The sequence below is a fragment of the Thiospirochaeta perfilievii genome (assembly GCF_008329945.1).
Taxonomy (GTDB): Bacteria; Spirochaetota; Spirochaetia; order DSM-2461; family DSM-2461; genus Thiospirochaeta; species Thiospirochaeta perfilievii.
Genome location: NZ_CP035807.1, coordinates 3,185,073 through 3,204,671, shown reverse-complemented (window position 1 = coordinate 3,204,671; position 19,599 = coordinate 3,185,073). Strand labels below are relative to the sequence as shown.

Annotated in this window: 21 protein-coding genes; 8 read left to right on the top strand and 13 right to left on the bottom strand. The window is 31.9% G+C overall.

Annotated elements, in window-relative coordinates; translation table 11 throughout:
- Nucleotides 1-46 precede the first annotated feature (46 nt).
- The 8 genes from EW093_RS14945 to EW093_RS14910 all read right to left on the bottom strand — a co-directional run bounded on the left by EW093_RS14945 (nucleotide 47) and on the right by EW093_RS14910 (nucleotide 6,505).
- Nucleotides 47-727 carry a hypothetical protein gene (locus tag EW093_RS14945; RefSeq protein ID WP_149569170.1) on the bottom strand — a complete coding sequence of 227 codons (681 nt, stop codon included), beginning with the start codon at nucleotides 725-727 and terminating at the stop codon, nucleotides 47-49.
- 25 nt (nucleotides 728-752) lie between these two features.
- Nucleotides 753-1,460 carry a hypothetical protein gene (locus EW093_RS14940; RefSeq protein WP_149569169.1) on the bottom strand — a complete coding sequence of 236 codons (708 nt, stop codon included), beginning with the start codon at nucleotides 1,458-1,460 and terminating at the stop codon, nucleotides 753-755.
- Nucleotides 1,461-1,690: 230 nt separating this feature from the next.
- On the bottom strand, nucleotides 1,691-2,068 hold the full coding sequence (locus EW093_RS14935) for a hypothetical protein (RefSeq protein WP_149569168.1): 378 nt from the start codon (nucleotides 2,066-2,068) through the stop codon (nucleotides 1,691-1,693).
- A 66-nt stretch (nucleotides 2,069-2,134) separates the two neighbouring features.
- Nucleotides 2,135-2,917: a DUF5715 family protein gene (locus EW093_RS14930; protein WP_149569167.1), complete on the bottom strand. Its 783-nt coding sequence runs from the start codon at nucleotides 2,915-2,917 to the stop codon at nucleotides 2,135-2,137.
- A gap of 32 nt (nucleotides 2,918-2,949) precedes the next feature.
- Entirely contained in the window at nucleotides 2,950-3,543 is a 594-nt protein-coding gene (locus tag EW093_RS14925; protein WP_149569166.1) for a flavin reductase family protein, read from the bottom strand.
- Nucleotides 3,536-4,402: a YitT family protein gene (locus tag EW093_RS14920; RefSeq protein ID WP_149569165.1), complete on the bottom strand. Its 867-nt coding sequence runs from the start codon at nucleotides 4,400-4,402 to the stop codon at nucleotides 3,536-3,538. Before EW093_RS14920 ends, EW093_RS14925 begins: the two co-directional genes overlap by 8 nt.
- Complete coding sequence (locus EW093_RS14915; RefSeq protein WP_149569164.1) at nucleotides 4,402-4,863, bottom strand: DnaJ domain-containing protein; 462 nt, start codon at nucleotides 4,861-4,863, stop codon at nucleotides 4,402-4,404. The genes EW093_RS14920 and EW093_RS14915 overlap by 1 nt, the downstream gene beginning before the upstream one ends.
- 292 nt (nucleotides 4,864-5,155) lie before the next feature.
- Entirely contained in the window at nucleotides 5,156-6,505 is a 1,350-nt protein-coding gene (locus tag EW093_RS14910; RefSeq protein ID WP_149569163.1) for an FAD-dependent oxidoreductase, read from the bottom strand.
- A 147-nt stretch (nucleotides 6,506-6,652) separates the two neighbouring features.
- On the opposite strand from EW093_RS14910, the gene EW093_RS14905 reads away from it, so the two are divergent.
- The 7 genes from EW093_RS14905 to EW093_RS14875 all read left to right on the top strand — a co-directional run bounded on the left by EW093_RS14905 (nucleotide 6,653) and on the right by EW093_RS14875 (nucleotide 14,127).
- A complete protein-coding gene (locus tag EW093_RS14905) occupies nucleotides 6,653-7,114 on the top strand; it encodes a DUF134 domain-containing protein (RefSeq protein WP_149569162.1) in 462 nt (153 codons plus the stop codon).
- A gap of 23 nt (nucleotides 7,115-7,137) precedes the next feature.
- Entirely contained in the window at nucleotides 7,138-7,389 is a 252-nt protein-coding gene (locus EW093_RS14900; protein ID WP_149569161.1) for an MFS transporter, read from the top strand.
- A gap of 179 nt (nucleotides 7,390-7,568) precedes the next feature.
- Nucleotides 7,569-8,321: an MFS transporter gene (locus tag EW093_RS14895; RefSeq protein WP_149569160.1), complete on the top strand. Its 753-nt coding sequence runs from the start codon at nucleotides 7,569-7,571 to the stop codon at nucleotides 8,319-8,321.
- Nucleotides 8,322-8,387: 66 nt separating this feature from the next.
- Nucleotides 8,388-9,353, top strand: coding sequence for a serine hydrolase domain-containing protein (locus EW093_RS14890; protein WP_223111615.1), 966 nt, complete (start codon nucleotides 8,388-8,390; stop codon nucleotides 9,351-9,353).
- A 49-nt stretch (nucleotides 9,354-9,402) separates the two neighbouring features.
- Nucleotides 9,403-11,154, top strand: coding sequence for a type 2 periplasmic-binding domain-containing protein (locus EW093_RS14885; protein ID WP_149569158.1), 1,752 nt, complete (start codon nucleotides 9,403-9,405; stop codon nucleotides 11,152-11,154).
- A gap of 7 nt (nucleotides 11,155-11,161) precedes the next feature.
- Nucleotides 11,162-12,682 carry a sensor histidine kinase gene (locus EW093_RS14880; protein ID WP_149569157.1) on the top strand — a complete coding sequence of 507 codons (1,521 nt, stop codon included), beginning with the start codon at nucleotides 11,162-11,164 and terminating at the stop codon, nucleotides 12,680-12,682.
- Between the two features lie 95 nt (nucleotides 12,683-12,777).
- A complete protein-coding gene (locus EW093_RS14875; protein WP_149569156.1) occupies nucleotides 12,778-14,127 on the top strand; it encodes an MFS transporter in 1,350 nt (449 codons plus the stop codon).
- 188 nt (nucleotides 14,128-14,315) lie between these two features.
- Here the strand turns inward: EW093_RS14875 and EW093_RS14870 are convergent, their stop codons facing one another.
- Nucleotides 14,316-15,227 carry a phosphatase PAP2 family protein gene (locus EW093_RS14870; protein WP_149569155.1) on the bottom strand — a complete coding sequence of 304 codons (912 nt, stop codon included), beginning with the start codon at nucleotides 15,225-15,227 and terminating at the stop codon, nucleotides 14,316-14,318.
- Nucleotides 15,228-15,297: 70 nt separating this feature from the next.
- Nucleotides 15,298-15,564 (bottom strand): TIGR03905 family TSCPD domain-containing protein, encoded by a 267-nt coding sequence (locus EW093_RS14865; protein ID WP_149569154.1) that lies wholly within the window; start codon nucleotides 15,562-15,564, stop codon nucleotides 15,298-15,300.
- Between the two features lie 199 nt (nucleotides 15,565-15,763).
- On the opposite strand from EW093_RS14865, the gene EW093_RS14860 reads away from it, so the two are divergent.
- Nucleotides 15,764-17,209: a DUF6937 domain-containing protein gene (locus tag EW093_RS14860; RefSeq protein WP_187759733.1), complete on the top strand. Its 1,446-nt coding sequence runs from the start codon at nucleotides 15,764-15,766 to the stop codon at nucleotides 17,207-17,209.
- Nucleotides 17,210-17,281: 72 nt separating this feature from the next.
- On the opposite strand, the gene EW093_RS14855 is transcribed toward EW093_RS14860, so the two are convergent.
- The 3 genes from EW093_RS14855 to EW093_RS14845 are packed head-to-tail and all read right to left on the bottom strand — an operon-like array spanning nucleotide 17,282 to nucleotide 19,564.
- On the bottom strand, nucleotides 17,282-18,547 hold the full coding sequence (locus EW093_RS14855; protein WP_149569152.1) for a sensor histidine kinase: 1,266 nt from the start codon (nucleotides 18,545-18,547) through the stop codon (nucleotides 17,282-17,284).
- Nucleotides 18,537-19,229, bottom strand: coding sequence for a response regulator transcription factor (locus EW093_RS14850; RefSeq protein ID WP_149569151.1), 693 nt, complete (start codon nucleotides 19,227-19,229; stop codon nucleotides 18,537-18,539). Before EW093_RS14850 ends, EW093_RS14855 begins: the two co-directional genes overlap by 11 nt.
- The gene (locus tag EW093_RS14845) at nucleotides 19,229-19,564 is read right to left on the bottom strand and encodes a hypothetical protein (protein ID WP_149569150.1); all 336 of its coding nucleotides are present in this window, start codon (nucleotides 19,562-19,564) and stop codon (nucleotides 19,229-19,231) included. The genes EW093_RS14850 and EW093_RS14845 overlap by 1 nt, the downstream gene beginning before the upstream one ends.
- Nucleotides 19,565-19,599: the final 35 nt, after the last annotated feature.

The following is a 19,599-nucleotide window of genomic DNA, read 5'->3' as shown; positions in this document are numbered from 1 at the left end:
CTAATTCTAAAAAATAACCCTAGATTTTCTCTAGGGTATATTAAAACTATCTAAGTTCTGTATTATCTGTAATATTCTCTTTTATACTTCTTGTAATCTCTGTATTAATATCAGCAATAATCTGCTTATAGTCCGGGTTTAATTCAAGGATTGTTTTAAATGCAGCTTCTTGTAACTTCTGAGTCTGCTCAAGGATATCATCAGTCATACTAACACAAACCCAACCCTTATAGTTATCACTACCTTTTACCTTCTCTGCATGGGATCCAATAACCTTCATACTTGAGAATTGAGTAGTTGTTATCATAGCTGAGAAGTTATTTGTCTGATTTTTAATCTCATTAACAACACTCTCGACCTTACCACCCTCAACACTGCTGTCTTGAACAACCTGTTTAACGTAGTCATTAAACTTAGCAGACTGGGAGATGTTTGTAACTAAAAGAGCTAGATATCTAGAAACTTGGACAGCAACCTTCATATTTGCATCTTCAATTGCATCAACCTCTGTTGCGTTAGTAGGTTCATCGGATATTGCAATAAAGAGTTTAACCCTTGTTTCAACACCATCAGCACTGCTTCTATACAAATTCTCCAGTGGATCAACATCCATTGTCCACCACTTTCTTGGTAATTCCCCTGCAACCCTTGGTTCTTCCTTAGTTACACAGGCTGTTGTAAAAACTAAAATTGATACAACTGTTACAATTTTTAGAATTGTCTTCATAAAATTCTCCTTATTATAATCATGTTTATTCTGTTAATTTTTTCCCATTATTATATAGAACAAAACTTTTATTTTTATATATCTCTATCCATGATATAGGATCACTAATATTATTATAGAGTTCTGTTAAATTATTAAACTTATCCCCAGAAACACTATTTAATTTAGAGATAGTTTGATAATTACTCTCTATACTGTTTTTAAGTATAAAACTATCTCCTACAATATCCTCTGCCCTATTATAATTATCTTCCATATTTTTAACAATTTCTTTAGTTTGTTTACTCTTATTATCACTATCTATTGTTGTGCTATTTAGTATCTGCTTTAGCTTTCTTAGGTTATTCTCATTGTTAGATAATAATAACTCTGACTCATCTCTTAAACTGTTAATTTTAGAGTAATCACTATTAATTTGGGACATTAACAACTCTAAATCTCTTTGGGTATCAAGTTCACTATTAAGAAGCAGGGTATTTAGCTCTTGGGTAATATCTCTAGTTGTTGTAACTATATCCCTAACCCTTTTAAGAACATTTTGGGACAACTCTAAACTCTTTTGATTCTCATCTATATAAAAACCTAACTCGGTAGATGCTATATCATTAATATCTACCTGGGTTCTAAGTAGGCTGTTTTTTTTATTTAAAATCTCTATCTGATTAAATAGATTACTTAACTCACTATCTAGGCTGTATATTTTATTGGATAGTTCTAAACTCGCTTTGGACATCTGAATTATATCACTACTACTTATTAGCTCTTGTACCCTCTTATACCCCTTAATTAGTTCTAGACTTAAGCCCTTAATCTCTGTAAACCTGCTATCAATAGTATTAAGAATATCCTTAGATTGCTTTGTATACCCCTCCGATAGGGATAATATACCTAATACCCGATCCTTCTCTATATCTATAGAAATCTGATTCTCTATCTCCTTTACCGAGTTAATATCGATTGAAGCTAATATACACCAGTTATTCCCCTAGAATCACTCCAAATCTCCCTGATTTGTATTGAATCTAAGCCCTTCTCCCTAGAGGTAACTTCAACGCTACTCTCCTTGGTTTGATTAACACTACTCTCCCCATTGTTGTACTCAACACTTTTTACAAATTTATCAACTGAGGATACGTTAACCCCAAAATATTCAGAAATTTCTTTATAAAGTCCCTTTTTTGCCAGCTCTCTACTACTAGCAGGACCAAAGGAGAAGAATATATCATTTTTACTGTTTTCCGGCTTTATCTCTACCCAACTAGGAAGTTTATTACTAGTAGTAACACAACAAAGGGATAAGAGTATAATTACTGTAATAATTGATATTTTAATAACTTTCATTTTAAACCTACTATCTATAACTTATTAAAAACAATACTACTTAATTCTGTCACTTTTTTAAAGTAATTAATTAAAATAGAGGGATAAAAAGCAGGGAGAGAGGCAGATGTGCCAGATATGTCCATAGTCTACAAAGTTTACCTGTCCATCATCTTCTAGTTTTGTTAAGTAATTAACAATTTGCCTATGTTTTTGTGGATCATTTTTTTTGTACCACTTCTGGTCAATATCCACAGAGTAACCATATAGATGAGAGGACTCATACGGGGTTATATGCCCCTGTTTTAATAACCTCTCTTGGTATTCAATACTCCGAATTACATTTGTAACAACAAGGGATGTATCAAGATCTTGGCATATTTTATTTAAAAAGTTAAACATTGGGTATGGAGCGTAGGGAAGAAAGACTCCTGTAGAGTATTTAAGAGGGGAGTTTGTAATTTTTAACATTAACCTCTTTAGTAATGATGTCTTATACTTACCATCTTCTAGGGGTAGATACTGAAATTTAGTATCCACATCTTTAAAACAGACTAGGTCATCATCATTATATATCTCTAAATTAGTAGAATAAGTTTTAAACCCTGAGTACCAATAGCTGTCTAACTGTTGTTGAAGTAGAACCTTAAATGTAAATTCCACCTGTTCATGGCTCATAAGGTGGGATAGGGGAAATTCATTTACAAAAGAGTTAAATACATAATCAAAATTTGAGAGTACTTCTACCCCCTGTGCTGACCTATAAAAAGTATTAGGTAAGCCCTTTATTCTACATATTTCATGGTTTTCACTAAGGAGTTTAGCAACTAACGCTTTATACTCTTTTGGTTTATATTCTCTTCTAGTCACACTTTATATTTAGACCTTCATGGAGATAAAAGTCAATTAATTTTTTTTCTTCTAGGTTTTTTTTTAAGTTTTTTAACAGCGTATCCAAAGTGTCCAATCTTCTGTCCAAGCTTTCTATACTCCCTATGAGAGTAACAAATTAGATCACTTTGATTTAAGTTAAAGGCCCCGGTATCATCTAAATATTTATCATCTACAGTAGCTGATACTACATTTGCAATAAACATATGGTGGGAACCTAACTCCTTTATCTCAACAACCTTACACTCTATAGCTAGTGGAGACTCATTAACAAGAGGCACATCTACAACCTCAGCTTCTCCCTTAGTAAAACCACACTCTTTAAACTTATCATAATCCCGGCCTGACTTAACTCCACACCAATCTGTTCCCCTAGCCATCTGGGTTGTTGTTAAATTAATAACAAACTCTTTTGACTCATTAATAATGTCGTAGGAGTACCTATCTGGTCTTATTGAAATATAACACATTGGAGGGTTGGTACAGATAGTACCTGTCCAAGCTATGGTAATTAAGTTATCCCCATGGGTTTTTGACCGACAGCTAACAAGGGCTGCTGGGAGTGGGTATATTAAATTACCTGGTTTCCATCTAACTTTACTCATGGGGGTTAAAACCCTCCCCTATTACATCCCGAACTTCCGAGAGAAATACAAATGCATTGTTATCAATTCTCTTTACAAGCTGCCTTAACTTAGGAATATCCCTCTTTCTTAAGACGCATAGTAGAACCATTTTATCATCACCAGAGTACATTCCTTTACCACTTAGACCTGTTACCCCTCTATCAAGGGTAGTTAGAATCTCCTGGGCTATCTGGTCACTCTTACTTGAGACAATGTATGCTGCTCTTGAGAAGTCGATACCTAGGATAACAGCATCTATAACATTTGTTGTAATAAAAAGTGATATAGCAGCATATAAACCGATCTCGACACTATCAAAAACAATTGCTGCAGATATTAGAACAATAACATCGATAACTAATAGTATCTGACCAATGCTAAAGCTTGGTATAAGTTTATGACCTATCTTTGCTAAAAGATCTGTTCCACCTGTTGTTGCATTAAATCTTATAACCATTCCTAGACCTAAACCTAGGATAACTCCACCAAAAACGGATGCTAAAAAAATATCGTGGGTTGGTGTTGTAACTAAAGAGAAATAATCGATTGAAAAACCTAGAAAAAATGTGGCATAAAGGGACTTAACACCAAATGAGGGCCCTAAAACTATTAAACATAGAATAAATATAGGAATATTTAATAGTATGCTTAACTTTCCTACAGGTAACATTGGTAAAAAACTATTTATTACCATTGAAGCACCTGTAACTCCACCACTTGCAACGCTATTTGGAGCTAAAAAGATTCCAATTGCCACTGCAGAAATAATACAACCAAGGGATATACCTATATATAGTTTCCAATCCCTTAGTTCCTTAATAATATGTTTTTTTAACACTAAATTCCTTTTTCCTTTTTTATCATGTTGTAGGATTCCTGGATCTTTTTAAATTTAGCTTCTGCCTGGGCCATCTCTACTTGGGATAACCCTTTACTTGCTATTCTATCAGGGTGATACTCTGAGACTAACTTCCTATATCTCTTTTTAATAACATCGTTACTATCTGCCCTTGAACAACCTATATCAGCATAGTGGCTGTCAGAAGCCCCAGTATTTATGTTATTATAGTCATATCTGCCATTGTTTGCATAGCTAGCATTTTGATAAAATTGCTCATAAAATTTTCTATAAGCGTCTTGGGCATTTTGGTTTGTATAGTTATCATTTCTAGTGCCAAATAGAAGGGTCTCTACAGAACGCCCTAAAGAAGAACCAATATAAGCCCCAATTAACATTCCAAACAATCCTAAAAAGGATCCCATAAAAAAACCTATTACTCCACCTATAATTCTAAACAAAATATACTCCTACATTAAATATATCTATTTTGCACAGGACAGTCTATTAAATAATCATTAACAATATGTAATTGATAACTTTATTTATTTATTTTGGGTAAATTTCCATAAATAAAAACAAGTTATTAAGGGCTAAGTCTCACTTTGACCTGAATAAAAATATCATTATTCCTTAGAAACAAAAATGGTTATAAATCATTCAGCACTTACCCTATTTACGGTTTAATTTTTTTGATGCAACAGCTTGGGGATTTTTAGAGAGACTGGACTATACTTGAAGCCCAGTTTTGTTCTATTTTCTTAATTCCTTTGCTACAATTTCTGCTGCTTTAATTAAAGGAAAACCTGCAGGTGATGCTGTTAATAATGGCTGTGTCCCAATCTGAGTCATAATTAGATCATGAACAGTCATATGATTTTGTATTGCAAGACCTATAGTATTTATTAATTGTCCAACACATTTTCCACCAAGTACTTCTCCACCTAGAATAACACCAGATTTTGCAGAAACAATTAGTTTAACGGTTTCTTTATGGGAATCTTCTATCTTTCCTGGGTGACGATTTATTCCTGTAAAAGAACCTGTAATTATATTGAATCCTTCTTTGTTAGCTACTTTTTCAATAAGACCTGCTACACCGTATGCTGTATCCCCAATACATGTAGAATAGATTCCAACAGTCCCTTTGAAACTGCTATACGTATTTAGTTCATAGAGGCTTAATGCTGCTATTCTTGCTTCTGTACATGCTGTTGATGCAAGCATTATTTTGCTTAGTCTACCTGTTGCAAAGTCCGTTTTTTCTGCACAATCACCGGCTGCAAATACATCTGTAATAGATGTTCTACGGTATTGATCAGCTTTTATAAATCCAAACTCATTAAGATCTAATCCCATATTCTTAGCAAGGTCTGTATTAGGTATGTAACCAAGAGAAAGAATTACTGCATCGGCTTCTAAAGAGCTTCCATCAACAAAAGTTACAGCTTCAACTTTGTCCTTACCAGTTATAGATTTTATCCCACAATTACTCCGCACTGTTACTCCACGGGATATTAACTGGTCCTGGGCATCAGAAGCAAATTCGTCATCAAATGTAGCTCCTAAAATATGAGGTAATAACTCGATTAAAGTAACTTCTTTACCAATCTTATTTAATTCATCAGATGTTTCAACACCTATAAAACCAGCCCCTACAACTACAATTTTATTTAAACCTTCTAACTTTTTTTGTAGTTTATCGAGGTATACTTTTTCTTTTGGAATAGTAAATACATTATCAAGTTCTGTACCATCTAGCCATTTAGGTACAGCTGGTATAGAACCTGTTCCTAAAATAAGCTTTTCATATGAGAATATTTCTCCAGATTTTGTTTCACATTGTTTAATTTTTGTATCAATTTTAGTAGCTTCATCTACTACAATATCAACACCAAGTTTAATTAATCCTCCATCTGGTAAAATATTGTTATCACTAGTTTCAGTAGTTCCATAAATGTATGGTATACCACATGGAATCATTACTTTTTCTTCTTTTCTAATCACAGTAACATTTTTATGTGGATTGTCGGACTTAGCTGTCATAGCAGCAACAAGACCTGTAGCACTACCACCTATTACTAGTATATCTGTCTTTTTCACTTTAGTACCCTTTATATGAGATTTAAATTTGGTAAAAAAAGTCTCCTCTAGAATTAGTTTAAACTTTTTATTGAACCATGGTTCAATATTACTGAATAGTATTAAGTTTGTAAAGCTTGACCTGAAAAAAAGAGTACAGTAGAGTTAATGCATCATGGGAAGACAACAAAAAAAAGAACAGTAGAATCTCCACCTAAGAATTTTAGATTCAGTGCTGATAAAACAAAAACTAATTTTCCACCAGATGAATCTGTTGTAATAATGAGGTTAGATGAGTTTGAAGCAATTAGACTTGTTGATAAAAATGGATACGATCATGCTAAAGCAGCCGAAATAATGGGAGTTTCTAGACCAACTTTTACTAAACTTCTTAATAAGGCAAGGGGGAAACTTTCGGAATTAATTATAGATGGAAAAACCCTAATTATATCAGGAGGGTCCATTCTTTTCTCAGAAGATGTTTATTGCTGTACAATATGTAAAAGACCTTTTAAACATGATGTTAAGGAAGACCTTTTATGTCCTATTTGTAAAAGTTCAGAGATTATAAAAGCAAGAAGTGCTTGTCATGGTGATTGTAATTGTTGCGAGGATGAAGAGAATTTATAATTCTATAAAGAAACAGAGGAATAATGATAGAAAATAAAAAGTTAAAACAAAACATAAAAAAATTCTATTTATATAAAATACTTATGGGCATGTTTTTTTCAGTTCCCATTTTGGTTTTATTTTGGCAAGAGAATGGCCTTAACCTTACTGAAATTATGCTTTTACAATCTTTCTTTGCTTTATTAACAGTTATTCTTGAAATTCCTTCTGGTTATTTTGCGGATATATATGGTAGAAAGAATACTTTGTTAATTGCAGGATTTATGGGGTATTAGCAATAGTCTCCTATGGTATTGGGCATAGCTTTTTTCACTTTCTTATTGCAGAATCATTTTTTGCTCTTCATGTTTCATTTACTTCTGGTACTGCTTCTGCCTTTCTTTTTGACACTCTACAGAATCTAGGAGAAGAGGAAAAATATAAAAAAATATGGGGTAATGCTCTTTTTTATGGATTGATTGCATTAGCTGTTGCAAATTCCCTAGGAGGAGTAATAGGTAAATATAATCTAAGATATACTTTTTACGCTACAATCCCATTTTTTTCTTTAATCATCCCACTGATATTTACTATGCATGAACCTGAAAGAAATAAAATTATCGTTGAAAAAGGTTATACAAAAGAACTATTTAAAATTTTAAAAATATCACTAATTGAAAATAAAAAACTTCGTTGGATTATAATATATTCTGGTGTTATATATGCATTTAATCAGTCAGCCCTATGGTTATATCAGCCATATTTCAAAGTAACAGGCTTAGATATAATATATTTTGGGATTGTATTTGCAAGTTTTCAGATAGTTGCAGGATTTTCTTCAAAATTAGCATATAAAATTGAGCAAAAACTAGGTCAAAAGTACTCTTTAATAATGCTAACATTGTTAATAGGTGGAAGTTATTTATTAATGAGTAACTTAATTTTTTTATTCAGTTTTACATTTTGTTATATACAGCAATTTGTACGAGGTTTTAAAAATGCAGCAGTAACTGATTATATAAATCAGCTAACAACATCTAGTATGAGAGCTACTGTCTTATCTGCAGAAAGCTTTATAGGTAGATTAATATATGCTGTAATAATACCTGTTATTGGATGGACTGCAGATATTTATAATATTCAGCAGGCATTAACAATAATGGGTGTTACTACTCTAATTTCAGGATCTGTAATCTTGATTATACTTAGAAAAAAGAGTGTAATTTAATAAATGGCCAATAATAAAGGAAAACAAATATTTAGAATAATACTTTTTTTGGGTACAATAGTTTCTATGTTTTTTGTACCATGGCTCTTGGTAAAAGCTTGGATTAGTCCTTTACCACGTACTATTCAAGAACAGGTAGATGAAGCATTAGATTATGGATTTGATGGAGTTATCGTATATATAGACCAAAGAGGAAAAGAACCTGCTTTTTACTCTGCAGGCTGGAAGGATAAAGAAGATAAAATATCAGCTGATCCCAACTCTTTATTCAAGATTGCCAGTATTAGTAAATTATATGATGCTGTAGCGGTTACTAAATTAGTTGCATCTAAACGTCTTTCCTTAGATAAAACCTTAGCAAATTATATTCCGGAACTTGTAGGCAGAATTGAAAACGCTGATAAAATTACTCTAAGGTTAATGCTTCAACACAAAAGTGGATTACCTAATTTTACAGATTCACCAGGTTACTGGGAATCGCCTACAAATAAATATGAAGAAAGTCTTTCTTTGATTCTTGATAAACCTGGAAATTTTGAACCTGGGAAAAAGTATGAGTATTGTAATACTAATTATCTATTTATTAATAAAATCATGGATTTAGAACTAGGTTATGATAACTTTGAATTTATTCAAAATGAAATTCTAAAACCACTTAACCTAAATAATACATTCAATTCCCTAAAGCAAGTTGATATAAATGATGTTATGAGTGGGTACCATGTAGGTTATCCCCATGATTTAAAAGGAAATGATTATGGCATGCTTGCTACAGCTAAAGATGTAGGTACTTTTTTAAGAGCTTTAAACGACGGTTCTATATTTAAAGATTTAGAGCAGAATATTTATTCCTCAATTTATGAGTATGAACATTCTGGTTGGGTTCCTGGTTATCAAAGTTTTGCAAACTATTATAAGGATATAGATGCTGTTATTGTCAACTTCTATAGTACCACGGATCCAAAACTCTACAATTGGAACCTTTCAGAAATAATAAACAACAGAATAGTAAAAATATTAAGAATGATATAATTTGCAAAAAGATGTGCATAAACTTATAATTATCTCTAGGGGCCCTATTGTGAATATTAAAAAATTGATAATTTATTCTACCATTATTTTGAACCTGTTTTCATGTAACAAAAAGAGTCCGGTTATATTAGAAGATAATAAGCAAATAATAAAAAATAGGGAGATATCAATTCCTGTTTTTACTTTAGAAGAAAAAGCTTATATTAATAAATTAAAAGAAAAAGGATACCTTAGTGTTGTTTCCCATTTAATGGTGGGAAGCTTTGAGGAAAAATTTAATGGGACATTTTCTGGGTTTCAGTATGATTTAACTAAGGAGTTTGCAGATTTCCTAGACATAGATTTTAAAATACAAACAGTTCTTTTTTCTGAACTATTCTCTAAGGATGGAGCTATACCTGATCGAATAAAAACAGATCCAGCCTATACCTATGACCCTGACATTTTTAATAAAGCTGACCTAAATGTAAGCTTCCTTACAATTCTACCATGGAGACAACAGATTATGGATATGATCCCCTATCTTCCAGCAAAGGAGATGTTTGTAAGTAGGGCTGATAATCCAATAAGAGAGTTGACGGACTTACAAGGTAAAATAATAGGATACGGAATAGGCTCATCCTATGAACATACTCTTTTGCAGATAAATAATCGTCTAAACAACTCTTTAACCCTTAAGTCCTTTCCTTTTGAAGAAAATATACTTAAAGATATAAGTGAAGGTAGTATTGACGGAACAGTTTTAGACCTACAAAACCTGCTAATATCCCTTCAAAATTATCCAAATCTAGTGGCGGAACTACCAGCTAGTGATATAGAACATGTTGCCTGGGGTGTTAAAAAGGGAAATAAAATTCTTGCGGGGATTATCCAAAAGTTTTTTAAATATACCCATGAGGCTGGAATAATGGATGGGTTATTTAAGAAAAATTACAATGTACAGCTAGAGAAATACTATTCCTTAATTGAATATGACGGTGTAGAGTTGTATCAACTGGATTTAACACCATCTGAAATAAAATGGCTTGAGAAAAAAAGAGAAACAGGTAAAATAATTATTGGGACAATTAGTGCAGAAGATATATATAAGGTAGAAGACGATGGAACTATTAATGGTTTTGATTATAACTTAGCCAAAAATTTTGCCCAAACTCTAGGATTAAAATTAGAGGTACAACTCCAGGAAGATATTACAAGTTTCTTTTCAAAGGATGGTGTCTTTGATAACAGGGTAGTAACAGATCCAACAATAATATATACTCCCGATCTATTAAATAAAGTTGATATTTATACTGCCCCATTTACAATTCTCCCATGGCGTGAAAAATTACTAAAAACTGTACCAATGATGCCTATGGGTCAAGTTTTAGCTGGAAGAGTTGGTGAAGAGATTGATGACATAATTAAGCTAGATGGTAAAAAACTTGCGGTTATACCTGGTTCATATCAAGAAACTCTAATAACAGAAATAATGAAAGAGAAGAATTTCTCAGTTGAATTCTCATATATGGAAACCTATGATGACCCACTCAATTTTGTAAAGGATAGAAAGGCGGATTACGTAATTGATGGTGCTGTATATGTGGCTAAAGGTATGAAAAATCTTGATGGTATTGTTGTTTCCCCAATAAAATTTGATAGACTTTCAGTTGGTTGGCCTGTTCGTAGAGATAATATTGAGTTAATAACAATACTGGAAAAATATTTTAACAAATCATTAGACAATGGTATATTTGGAAGACTCTGGAAAGAAGCAAACGGTGTAGATTTTGATTATTATTTAAATCTAATTAAAGAGTAATAGAATTATGAGATTTAGATTAAAACTACAGGTAACAATTCTCCCCTTTATCATTTTACCTATTTTATTAGCTGGTATAATCTATTCTAAAGTTGGTCGTGGTATGTTAATGGAGAGAAAATCTGAAATACTTCAGCTAAGGTTGGATTCGGTATACCGTTTTGCTGAGGCTGAATACGATTATCTTAATAGTTTAAGTCTAGGTAGTTCTAGTTTTTTTAACAAAAAATCATGGGAATCAGTAGAGCAGTTTGCTTCCCAATTACAAAACACTGGGGATCCTCTGTTTATAATAAAAGAAAATGAGAGTCAACTTGACCTTTCTGGGGGAAGTGGTTTCAAAAAGGGAAATTTAGAACCTTTTCAAGAAAAAAACATCACATACTTTTATTATTATAAAAAGTTTACCAATTGGAATATGATCTTGATCTCTGGAACTGAAGAGAGATCTATCTATGCCCCCATCGACAATGCAACAAGAATTTTTATTCTCTTCTCTTTAATAAATATTTTTATATCAATTATAATAGTTTTTATTATCTCCAACAAAATAACAAAACCAATGGAAAAACTAACCCTTTTAGCAAAGGAGATGGCTAATAATAACCTATCAATTAGAGCCCAGATTAGTAGTAATGATGAAATAGGTATTTTATCAGAAAATTTGAATATAATGGTGGAAAGATTAGAGGAGTCTAAAAAGGGTCTAGAAGAGAAAGTAAATGTGAGAACAAAAGAGCTTAGGGACTCCCTAATGGAGTTACAAATAACCCAAGAACAGCTAGTAGAATCTGAAAAAATGGCAGCTCTAGGAAATTTAGTTGCAGGTGTTGCCCATGAAATAAATACCCCAGTTGGTATTTGTATAACAGCTACGTCCTTTGTAATAGAAGAGACAGAATCAATTAAACAAAAATACAACTCAAATAGTATGACAAAATTACTCTTTGAGAGTTATTTAAATAGAATAGACGATACATCAACATTAATATTTTCAAATTTAAGTAGAGCAGCAGGTTTAATAAAGAGTTTTAAAAATATAGCAACAGACCAAACAAGTGAAGAAAAAAGAAATTTTAAAATACTTGAATATACAAATGACATATTAAAAAGTTTGCACTATAAATTTAAGAGAACCAATATTGAAGTAGTAATTAAATGTAAAGAAGAGATTCTTATGAGTAGTTATCCAGGGGCTATATCCCAGGTGTTCACAAATTTATTATTAAACTCATTGATTCATGGGTTTGAGCATATAGATAATGGCCAAATAATTATTGAAATAATTAAGATTGATGAGTATATAAAAATATTATACCGGGATAATGGACAAGGAATGATAGAAAAAGATTTAAAGAAAATCTTTGAACCATTTTTTACAACTAAAAGAGGAAGTGGTGGAAGTGGTTTAGGTATGAATATAGTCTACAATCTTGTTACTCAAACTTTAGGTGGATCAATCCAATGTAGTAGTAGAGTAGATAAAGGAATAAACATAACTATTTTAATCCCAATAAATATTAGTTAAATTTTATATAGATAGTCTAGAAATATAAATTGGTTGCTAATAAAGGATTTGGTTTATATAATAATTTTATTACATTTAAGAATAAAGGATAAATAATGAATAAACCTAAGTTAACAGTAGCTCTTCAAATCTTTTATGGATTTGGTGTTAGTTATGCAATAGTTGATCAGATATTTTCCCAATGGGTTATATATTTTTACCTACCTCCAGAAGGGTCAGGTTTAACTCCTCTACTTCCACCAATATTTATAGGTCTAGCATTTTTAATTTCAAGGTTTGTAGATGCTATTGCAGACCCTTTAGTTGGTTATTGGTCAGATAGGGTGACATCTAAATGGGGAAGACGTATACCATTTATTGCTGTAGGAGCAATTCCCCTACTACTTGTAACGGTTCTGTTTTTTTATCCACCTAAGGATTCTACCCAGTATATGGTCTTTTTACACCTATCTATAGTAGGGTGTCTGTTTTTTATATTTTATACCATAGTTGGTGCACCTTATAATGCTCTAATTCCAGAGATTTCCCACTCACAAAAAGATAGAATAAACCTATCAACCTGGCAGTCTGTTTTTAGACTAATTTATACTGCAGTTGCAATGATAGCCCCAGGGATTTTAATAAAAGTCCTAGGTAAGGGAGATACTCTTCAGGGAGTAAGATATATGGTTATATCCCTATGTATTTTAGCTGCTGTAGGAATGTATATAACTGTATTTACTATTGATGAGAAAAAATTATCAGGGGGTAAAACTTCAAACTACGGTTTAAAGGAGTCCTTAAGACATGCATTTAAAAATAGAGCCTTTATTATCTACCTTTTTGGATTTCTCTTTTTCTTTATAGGTTTTAATACCCTAAGAGCCACAATGAACTATTATGTTATTGATATAATGGGACTTGGAACTGGTTCTATTACAATTGTAGCAGCACTACTTTTTGGTGTTTCAGCACTCTTTTTCTATCCTGTAAATATTCTTTCTAAGAAGTTTGGTTATAGAAAACTAATGATTATCTCCCTTTTTATGTTATCAGGGGTTTCTTTACTGCTGTTTAACCTTGGTAAGATCTTCCCAACTAATTTAGGCTATCTATTTTTTGCTTTAGCTGGTATCCCTATTGCAGGAGCTGGTTTCATCTTCCCTCCTGCTATGTTATCTGAGATTACAGCTGTATCTACTCAAAAGACAGGGATTCAAATTGAAGGTATATTTTTTGGAATACAGGGATTTTTCTTAAAGTTAGCTTTTATGATATCCGGTTTTGTTATTCCTGTAATATTAGTAATGGGTTCAAACTTAAGTTTTATTGAGAGCCTTATAACAGTTCCAGAAAAAGCACAACAAACTGGTATCTATTATACGGCTATATTCTCACTTATTAGCTTTTTGATATCTGCTGTATTATATTTTTTCTACCCGGAAGAGATATTAAAGGATGAGTAAAGATAAATTAGAGGGGGAAGCCCCTCTATATAGAAATATTTTACCAAGTACCAATATTTTCCATTGATAACCATGGTTCTTTTTGATCTAATGGTTCCCCATTTAAATAACTATAAATATTTGGAATAGCGTATCTCTTATCAATTTTCATAACTGATTTGCTAATATCACTACTCCATAGATATTAATTATGATAGTTTAATTCTTATGCATATCCAAGGCCATAAAAATGAGATCGAGAAACCAAATAGAAGAGATCTTAAATACTGTAAAATATAAGAGTCAAATTTTAGCCCATACCAGATTGAAAAGATTACAATTAACCCTCCCAAAAATCTAAGGCCTCTTTTAAATATTGTTCCATCACTATTAAAAGTAAAATACCTTTTTAATAAAATGGCTCCAGAGATAAAACCAAATAACATTCCTGAAACCTGAATAAGTCCTATAAAAGAGTCTCTTAGAGAGGCTGAACAATTTATCCAATTATCTGGAATGGACCATGGTTCCTGAATATAACTTAATACACCTATATAAATAATAGAAATTGAAGAAAAAATAAGTATTAGAGCTAGTTGAGATATAAGCCTTTTCTTAGAAAACCAACGAATAAATGGTTTTTCAAAATAATTAGTAGTTACAATTGTAAAAAAACCTAAAAGCCAGCCAACTACAACTTGAGATGGGAAATGAACTCCTAGAATAACTCTGGAAACTCCAGTTAAAAATATAATAACAGCAGTAACAATATAAAACCAATTTTTTTTAGCCGTGTAGGCAAACTGCCCCCAAAAAAGCATACTTCCCTGGGCGTGGCCAGAAGGCATACCAAAGGAATCTTCAGCACCATGGGCAGATATACTACTATCTAACCAGTAGGGCCTTGGAGATTTTAAAGTTAATTTAGAAGCCATATTAATCTGAGTTCCTAAAAATAGAGTAAAACCAACCCTAATAGCAGATTTATAATTTATTGACCAGTATAAAAAAGCCACTAAAACAATGTATAGTTCACCATAACCAAGTAGAGATACAAACTTCATAATTGGTATTAAAGGTTCCCCTATTTTTTGTATAAAAAAGAGTATATTAAAATCCATAAAAAATTATATCATTAAAGAATATTTTCCAATACAAAAAAATTATAAAAGCTACCTAGGCTAAGGTTAATTAAGCCGATATTTTAGTTGCTATAAGTTTTTTAAGGGCTAAAGCTAATTGATCAGGACAAGAGGTCTCTTTTTTTCCACAAGACGTTCCCTGTAATGTATCTATTACTCTATTTATATCCATGCCCTCTACAAGTTTAGAAAGTCCAATTGCATTACCAGGACAACCACCTGTAAATTTTAGATCTTTTAATTGGTTATCAGAAGTTATTGTTAAATCAATTTGTTTTGCACAAACACCATTAGGTGTAATTTTATGTTTTTCCATGGCTGTAAAATATATATAAATAGGAAAATAGTCAATATTTAATATTCACTATATATAAAGACTACAGTTCTTTGTAAGTTAAAATAAAAAGAATTAGGAGTATCTGATTAATATTTAGTTGACACATAGTAAAATATATATAAAAATTAACCTAATATAAAATTATTAATTATATTAATATTTTTAATTGGGAGGTCCTATGGATAGGAGTAAGGTGATATTTGGTAATAAAATTAGTAATACTACATATAAAAAAGCAATAAAAAATAAAAAGAAGTTTATTAAAAAATTCGGGGATGATTCAAATAAAAACTACCCAATTGGGATTCGATCAAACCCAATAATTGGACCAGCACTAGGTGTAAAAGAGATTGTATTAGAAGATAATGGAGAGCAAATCGATATTGATAAAGCACTTATTGTAGGAAATATCCGAATGGGATTTGGACACTACAGAATTTCTATGGCAATAGCTTCAGCAGCTAAACATCTAGGATATACTCCCTACTGGCTTGACCTACACGACTATAAAGAGAGTACTGGGGGAAAGGTAATCTCCCACTTAAATAACTTATACTCCTTTGGTTCAAGACTTTCACAAAAATCAAAACTATTTAATAAATTCTACTGGGAACCACTAAACAGTGAGGGTTTTAGAAAATTAACATACAATTCGGCGGATCAAAAAGTTTCAGAATTAATGGCTCCAGTATTAAAAAATATACCTAAGAACATACCATATGCGGCAACCCATGTATGGCCGGCCCAGGCTGCAATCCATGCAGGTTTTACAAATGTTGTAAATGTTATTCCTGATAATTGGCCTATGGCTCTACACTTAGCAGAGGGTTCAAAACACGCTGTTCAAACTCCATCATCCTATTTTGGTTATAAGACTTTAAATGGTATGGGTAAAAAAACATTAAAACCTATGCCAGATGGTCAGCTATTTGAGGTGGGACACTATATAGACCATGAAATTGTTACAAATATTGAGGATGATTGTATTAAAAGGCTAGATAGAATTAATAACGGTAAAGCTTTAAGGGTATTAATAACTGTTGGTGGAGCTGGAGCCCAAAGAGAGATGTTTGTAAAAATAATCAATCAGCTAATCCCTCTAGTAAATAACAATAAGGCTGTGCTTTTAATAAATGTAGGTGATCATAAAAAAGTGTGGGATGAACTGTGTTCTGATATACCATTATTAAAAGAGAGTACAACAGAACATATGAATAATTGGCAGGATACTTTAGATTTCTCATCCCAGGCTATTAATGGTGAAATAAAAGGGATTCATACATTTTACCACCAAGACATATATGCAGCAGTATATAGCACTAACCTTTTAATGAGGGCTAGTGATATTTTAGCTACAAAACCTAGTGAACTTGCATTCTACCCCGTTCCTAAATTAATGATTAAAAGAGTAGGAGGACATGAAGCATGGGGTGCAGTTAGAGCAGCAGAGATTGGAGATGGAACTATTGAGTGTGATACAAGTGATAAAATTGAATTAATGCTTAATTTAATGTTCACCGAGAAAAACATATTAAGAATGATGACAGAAAATATACTAAAGGCTCATAACATTGGAACATACAACGGTGCCTATAGGGTTATTGAGTTATTAAAAAATAAGTAATATAAATGAAATTTGTTGTAGTGGTTTTATAGTGGCGTACTCCTCCTATGCTAACCCACTACAGCTTTTTATTTATAATGGTAATTTTATACTAAAAGTTGTTCCTGTGGATTTATCACTACAAACGGTAATATCTCCATTGTGTAAGCTTACTACTTGTTGACAGATGGTTAATCCCAGACCAGAGCCCTGACTACTTCGAGATTTCTCACCTCGATATAATCTATCAAATATACGACTTATCTCATTTTTAGGTATAATCTCACCACTGTTATTAATATCTATAATAATATTCATATCTTGTTGGTATATAGAGAATGTTATAGAGCCACCAACATTTGTATGTCTAACTGCGTTAACCCATATATTTGATATTCCACGATATAGAAGCATTTCATCCCCTATAAAAGAGGTTAAACTACTATTAAAAGATGTTTTTATCTTCTTTTTATTTATATCCTCAACACAAATAATTTTTATTTGGTTTATTAAGTCTAAGGTATTTATTTCATCAATATATAATGATGTTTTAGGATCCTCTAGTTTCATTAATTCAGATAGATCTTCAACCATATATTCTAAACGATAAACTTCTTTAATATTTTGCTTAATTCGCCCTATATTTATATCTAAGACACCAGATTCCATCCCTTCAAATTGGGCTTTTAAAGCAGCTATAGGTGTTCTTAAATCATGGGCTATATCCCTAGACCATTGGGACCTTAACTCCTCCTCTCTTAATAACTCTCTACTTAGGTTATTAATAGCGTTAATAATCTCCTGAACTTCTGTGCTCCCTTCAACCTTTATATAACTACCGGAGTCTCCCTTTGATAATCTCTTTAAAAATTTCACAATTTTTTGCGTAGATCTACTTATATTGACGCTAAATAATAGGGCTATAATAGTAGCTATTATTGTAGAAATAATTAGTGCAAGGATCAAAGCCTTTGTAATTGCCTTTGTAAACTCTTTATTAGCCTCAATATCTAAAAACTGCATTCTAGGGCTATAGTAATAACCTGTTAAAATGTTGTTAGAGAGAATAGGTTCAAGCTCTTGGTCTACACCACTCTTTCGTCCTAGCCCCCTATTAGAAAAAATCAGTTCTCTATCTAAGTTATATACAAATATAGGGTTATCCTGGGGAACTACTACTTCATTTCCAAGAAGAATACTTTTTGCAAGACTCTTACTGTTCTTTAAGTGGTAATTGCTCCAATTTTTAATTGCACTACTTAGACCCCAATTATATGAAACTAATAGGATTATAGAAAATAGGGTTATAATTATTAAAAAACCACTAAATATTCTAAAAAAGATAGAGTTAATCTTCATTGACTACACCCTTAAATCTATAACCAAAACCCCTAACAGTCTCGATCCAACCTGGATCATCAAGTTTAGCCCTTAGATTCTTAATATGTGTAATGATTGTTCTCTCAGACATATCAATACTATAATCTAGACAGGCTGTTAGTAGTTTTTGTCTCTGTAAAAGAATACCTGCAGATGATGTAAAGTATTCTAATATTTTCCACTCTGTAGCGGTTAAAAAAAGCTCCTTGCTATTTAATAGAGCGGTATGACTGTCTATATCAAGAACCAGGGTATTATTATTATATTTCCAGCTATTTACTTGATGCTTTGGTTTAGTTTTTGATGACCTTTTTAATAGTGCCTTAACCCTTAAAACTAATTCTCTTGTAGAAAATGGTTTTACTAGATAGTCATCCCCACCTATTTCAAAACCTGTTATCCTACTAGATTCAGAATCCCTTGCTGTTAGAAATATTATTGGAGTTTCATAGTATTCCCTAATTTTTTTTGTTAAAAGAAATCCATCCCCATCAGGTAACATAACATCTAAAATAATTAGGCTTGGTTCTAAATTTTTTACTGACTCGATGACACCTTCTAAAACGGAGAACTCTTTAACCCTGTACCCCTCAAGAAGTAGATATGAGGATATAGCCTCCCGTAGATTGCTGTTATCCTCAACTAAAAATATTAATTCCATTATGATATTATATATCTATTTGGGGTAGAAATATACTCTGGCCAAATTATCTTATCAACAAATAGTCCCGGAACCTTTGCAATTATTGTTGTATCTGCCTTCTTAAGTTTTCTATATTGATTAATCTCATACCTATTTAATATATCAATAAATATATCTACATTTTGACTACTCTTTAAAGAGAATTTATATTCGACTTCACTATTTATTGTCTCTAATTTTTTTAAAATTCTAGTTTTAGCCTTAATAGCCGATAGACGTTCACCCTCTGTTTTAGCACCATAATGTAGTGCATTTAGTTTGGATAATTTACGTTCTATAACAGTTTTTTCCATAATAATAGTTCCCTTTCCAATATTAAATATATCGG

What these genes read in the sequence shown, in the direction of transcription:
- EW093_RS14905 (WP_149569162.1), top strand. Translation starts at nt 6,653, where the DNA reads ATGCATCATGGGAAGACAACAAAAAAAAGAACAGTAGAATCTCCACCT.
- EW093_RS14865 (WP_149569154.1), bottom strand. Translation starts at nt 15,564, where the DNA reads ATGGAAAAACATAAAATTACACCTAATGGTGTTTGTGCAAAACAAATT.
- EW093_RS14940 (WP_149569169.1), bottom strand. Translation starts at nt 1,460, where the DNA reads ATGTCCAAAGCGAGTTTAGAACTATCCAATAAAATATACAGCCTAGAT.
- EW093_RS14880 (WP_149569157.1), top strand. Translation starts at nt 11,162, where the DNA reads ATGAGATTTAGATTAAAACTACAGGTAACAATTCTCCCCTTTATCATT.
- EW093_RS14945 (WP_149569170.1), bottom strand. Translation starts at nt 727, where the DNA reads ATGAAGACAATTCTAAAAATTGTAACAGTTGTATCAATTTTAGTTTTT.
- EW093_RS14875 (WP_149569156.1), top strand. Translation starts at nt 12,778, where the DNA reads ATGAATAAACCTAAGTTAACAGTAGCTCTTCAAATCTTTTATGGATTT.
- EW093_RS14845 (WP_149569150.1), bottom strand. Translation starts at nt 19,564, where the DNA reads ATGGAAAAAACTGTTATAGAACGTAAATTATCCAAACTAAATGCACTA.
- EW093_RS14860 (WP_187759733.1), top strand. Translation starts at nt 15,764, where the DNA reads ATGGATAGGAGTAAGGTGATATTTGGTAATAAAATTAGTAATACTACA.
- EW093_RS14900 (WP_149569161.1), top strand. Translation starts at nt 7,138, where the DNA reads ATGATAGAAAATAAAAAGTTAAAACAAAACATAAAAAAATTCTATTTA.
- EW093_RS14925 (WP_149569166.1), bottom strand. Translation starts at nt 3,543, where the DNA reads ATGAGTAAAGTTAGATGGAAACCAGGTAATTTAATATACCCACTCCCA.
- EW093_RS14855 (WP_149569152.1), bottom strand. Translation starts at nt 18,547, where the DNA reads ATGAAGATTAACTCTATCTTTTTTAGAATATTTAGTGGTTTTTTAATA.
- EW093_RS14870 (WP_149569155.1), bottom strand. Translation starts at nt 15,227, where the DNA reads ATGGATTTTAATATACTCTTTTTTATACAAAAAATAGGGGAACCTTTA.
- EW093_RS14850 (WP_149569151.1), bottom strand. Translation starts at nt 19,229, where the DNA reads ATGGAATTAATATTTTTAGTTGAGGATAACAGCAATCTACGGGAGGCT.
- EW093_RS14935 (WP_149569168.1), bottom strand. Translation starts at nt 2,068, where the DNA reads ATGAAAGTTATTAAAATATCAATTATTACAGTAATTATACTCTTATCC.
- EW093_RS14890 (WP_223111615.1), top strand. Translation starts at nt 8,388, where the DNA reads ATGTTTTTTGTACCATGGCTCTTGGTAAAAGCTTGGATTAGTCCTTTA.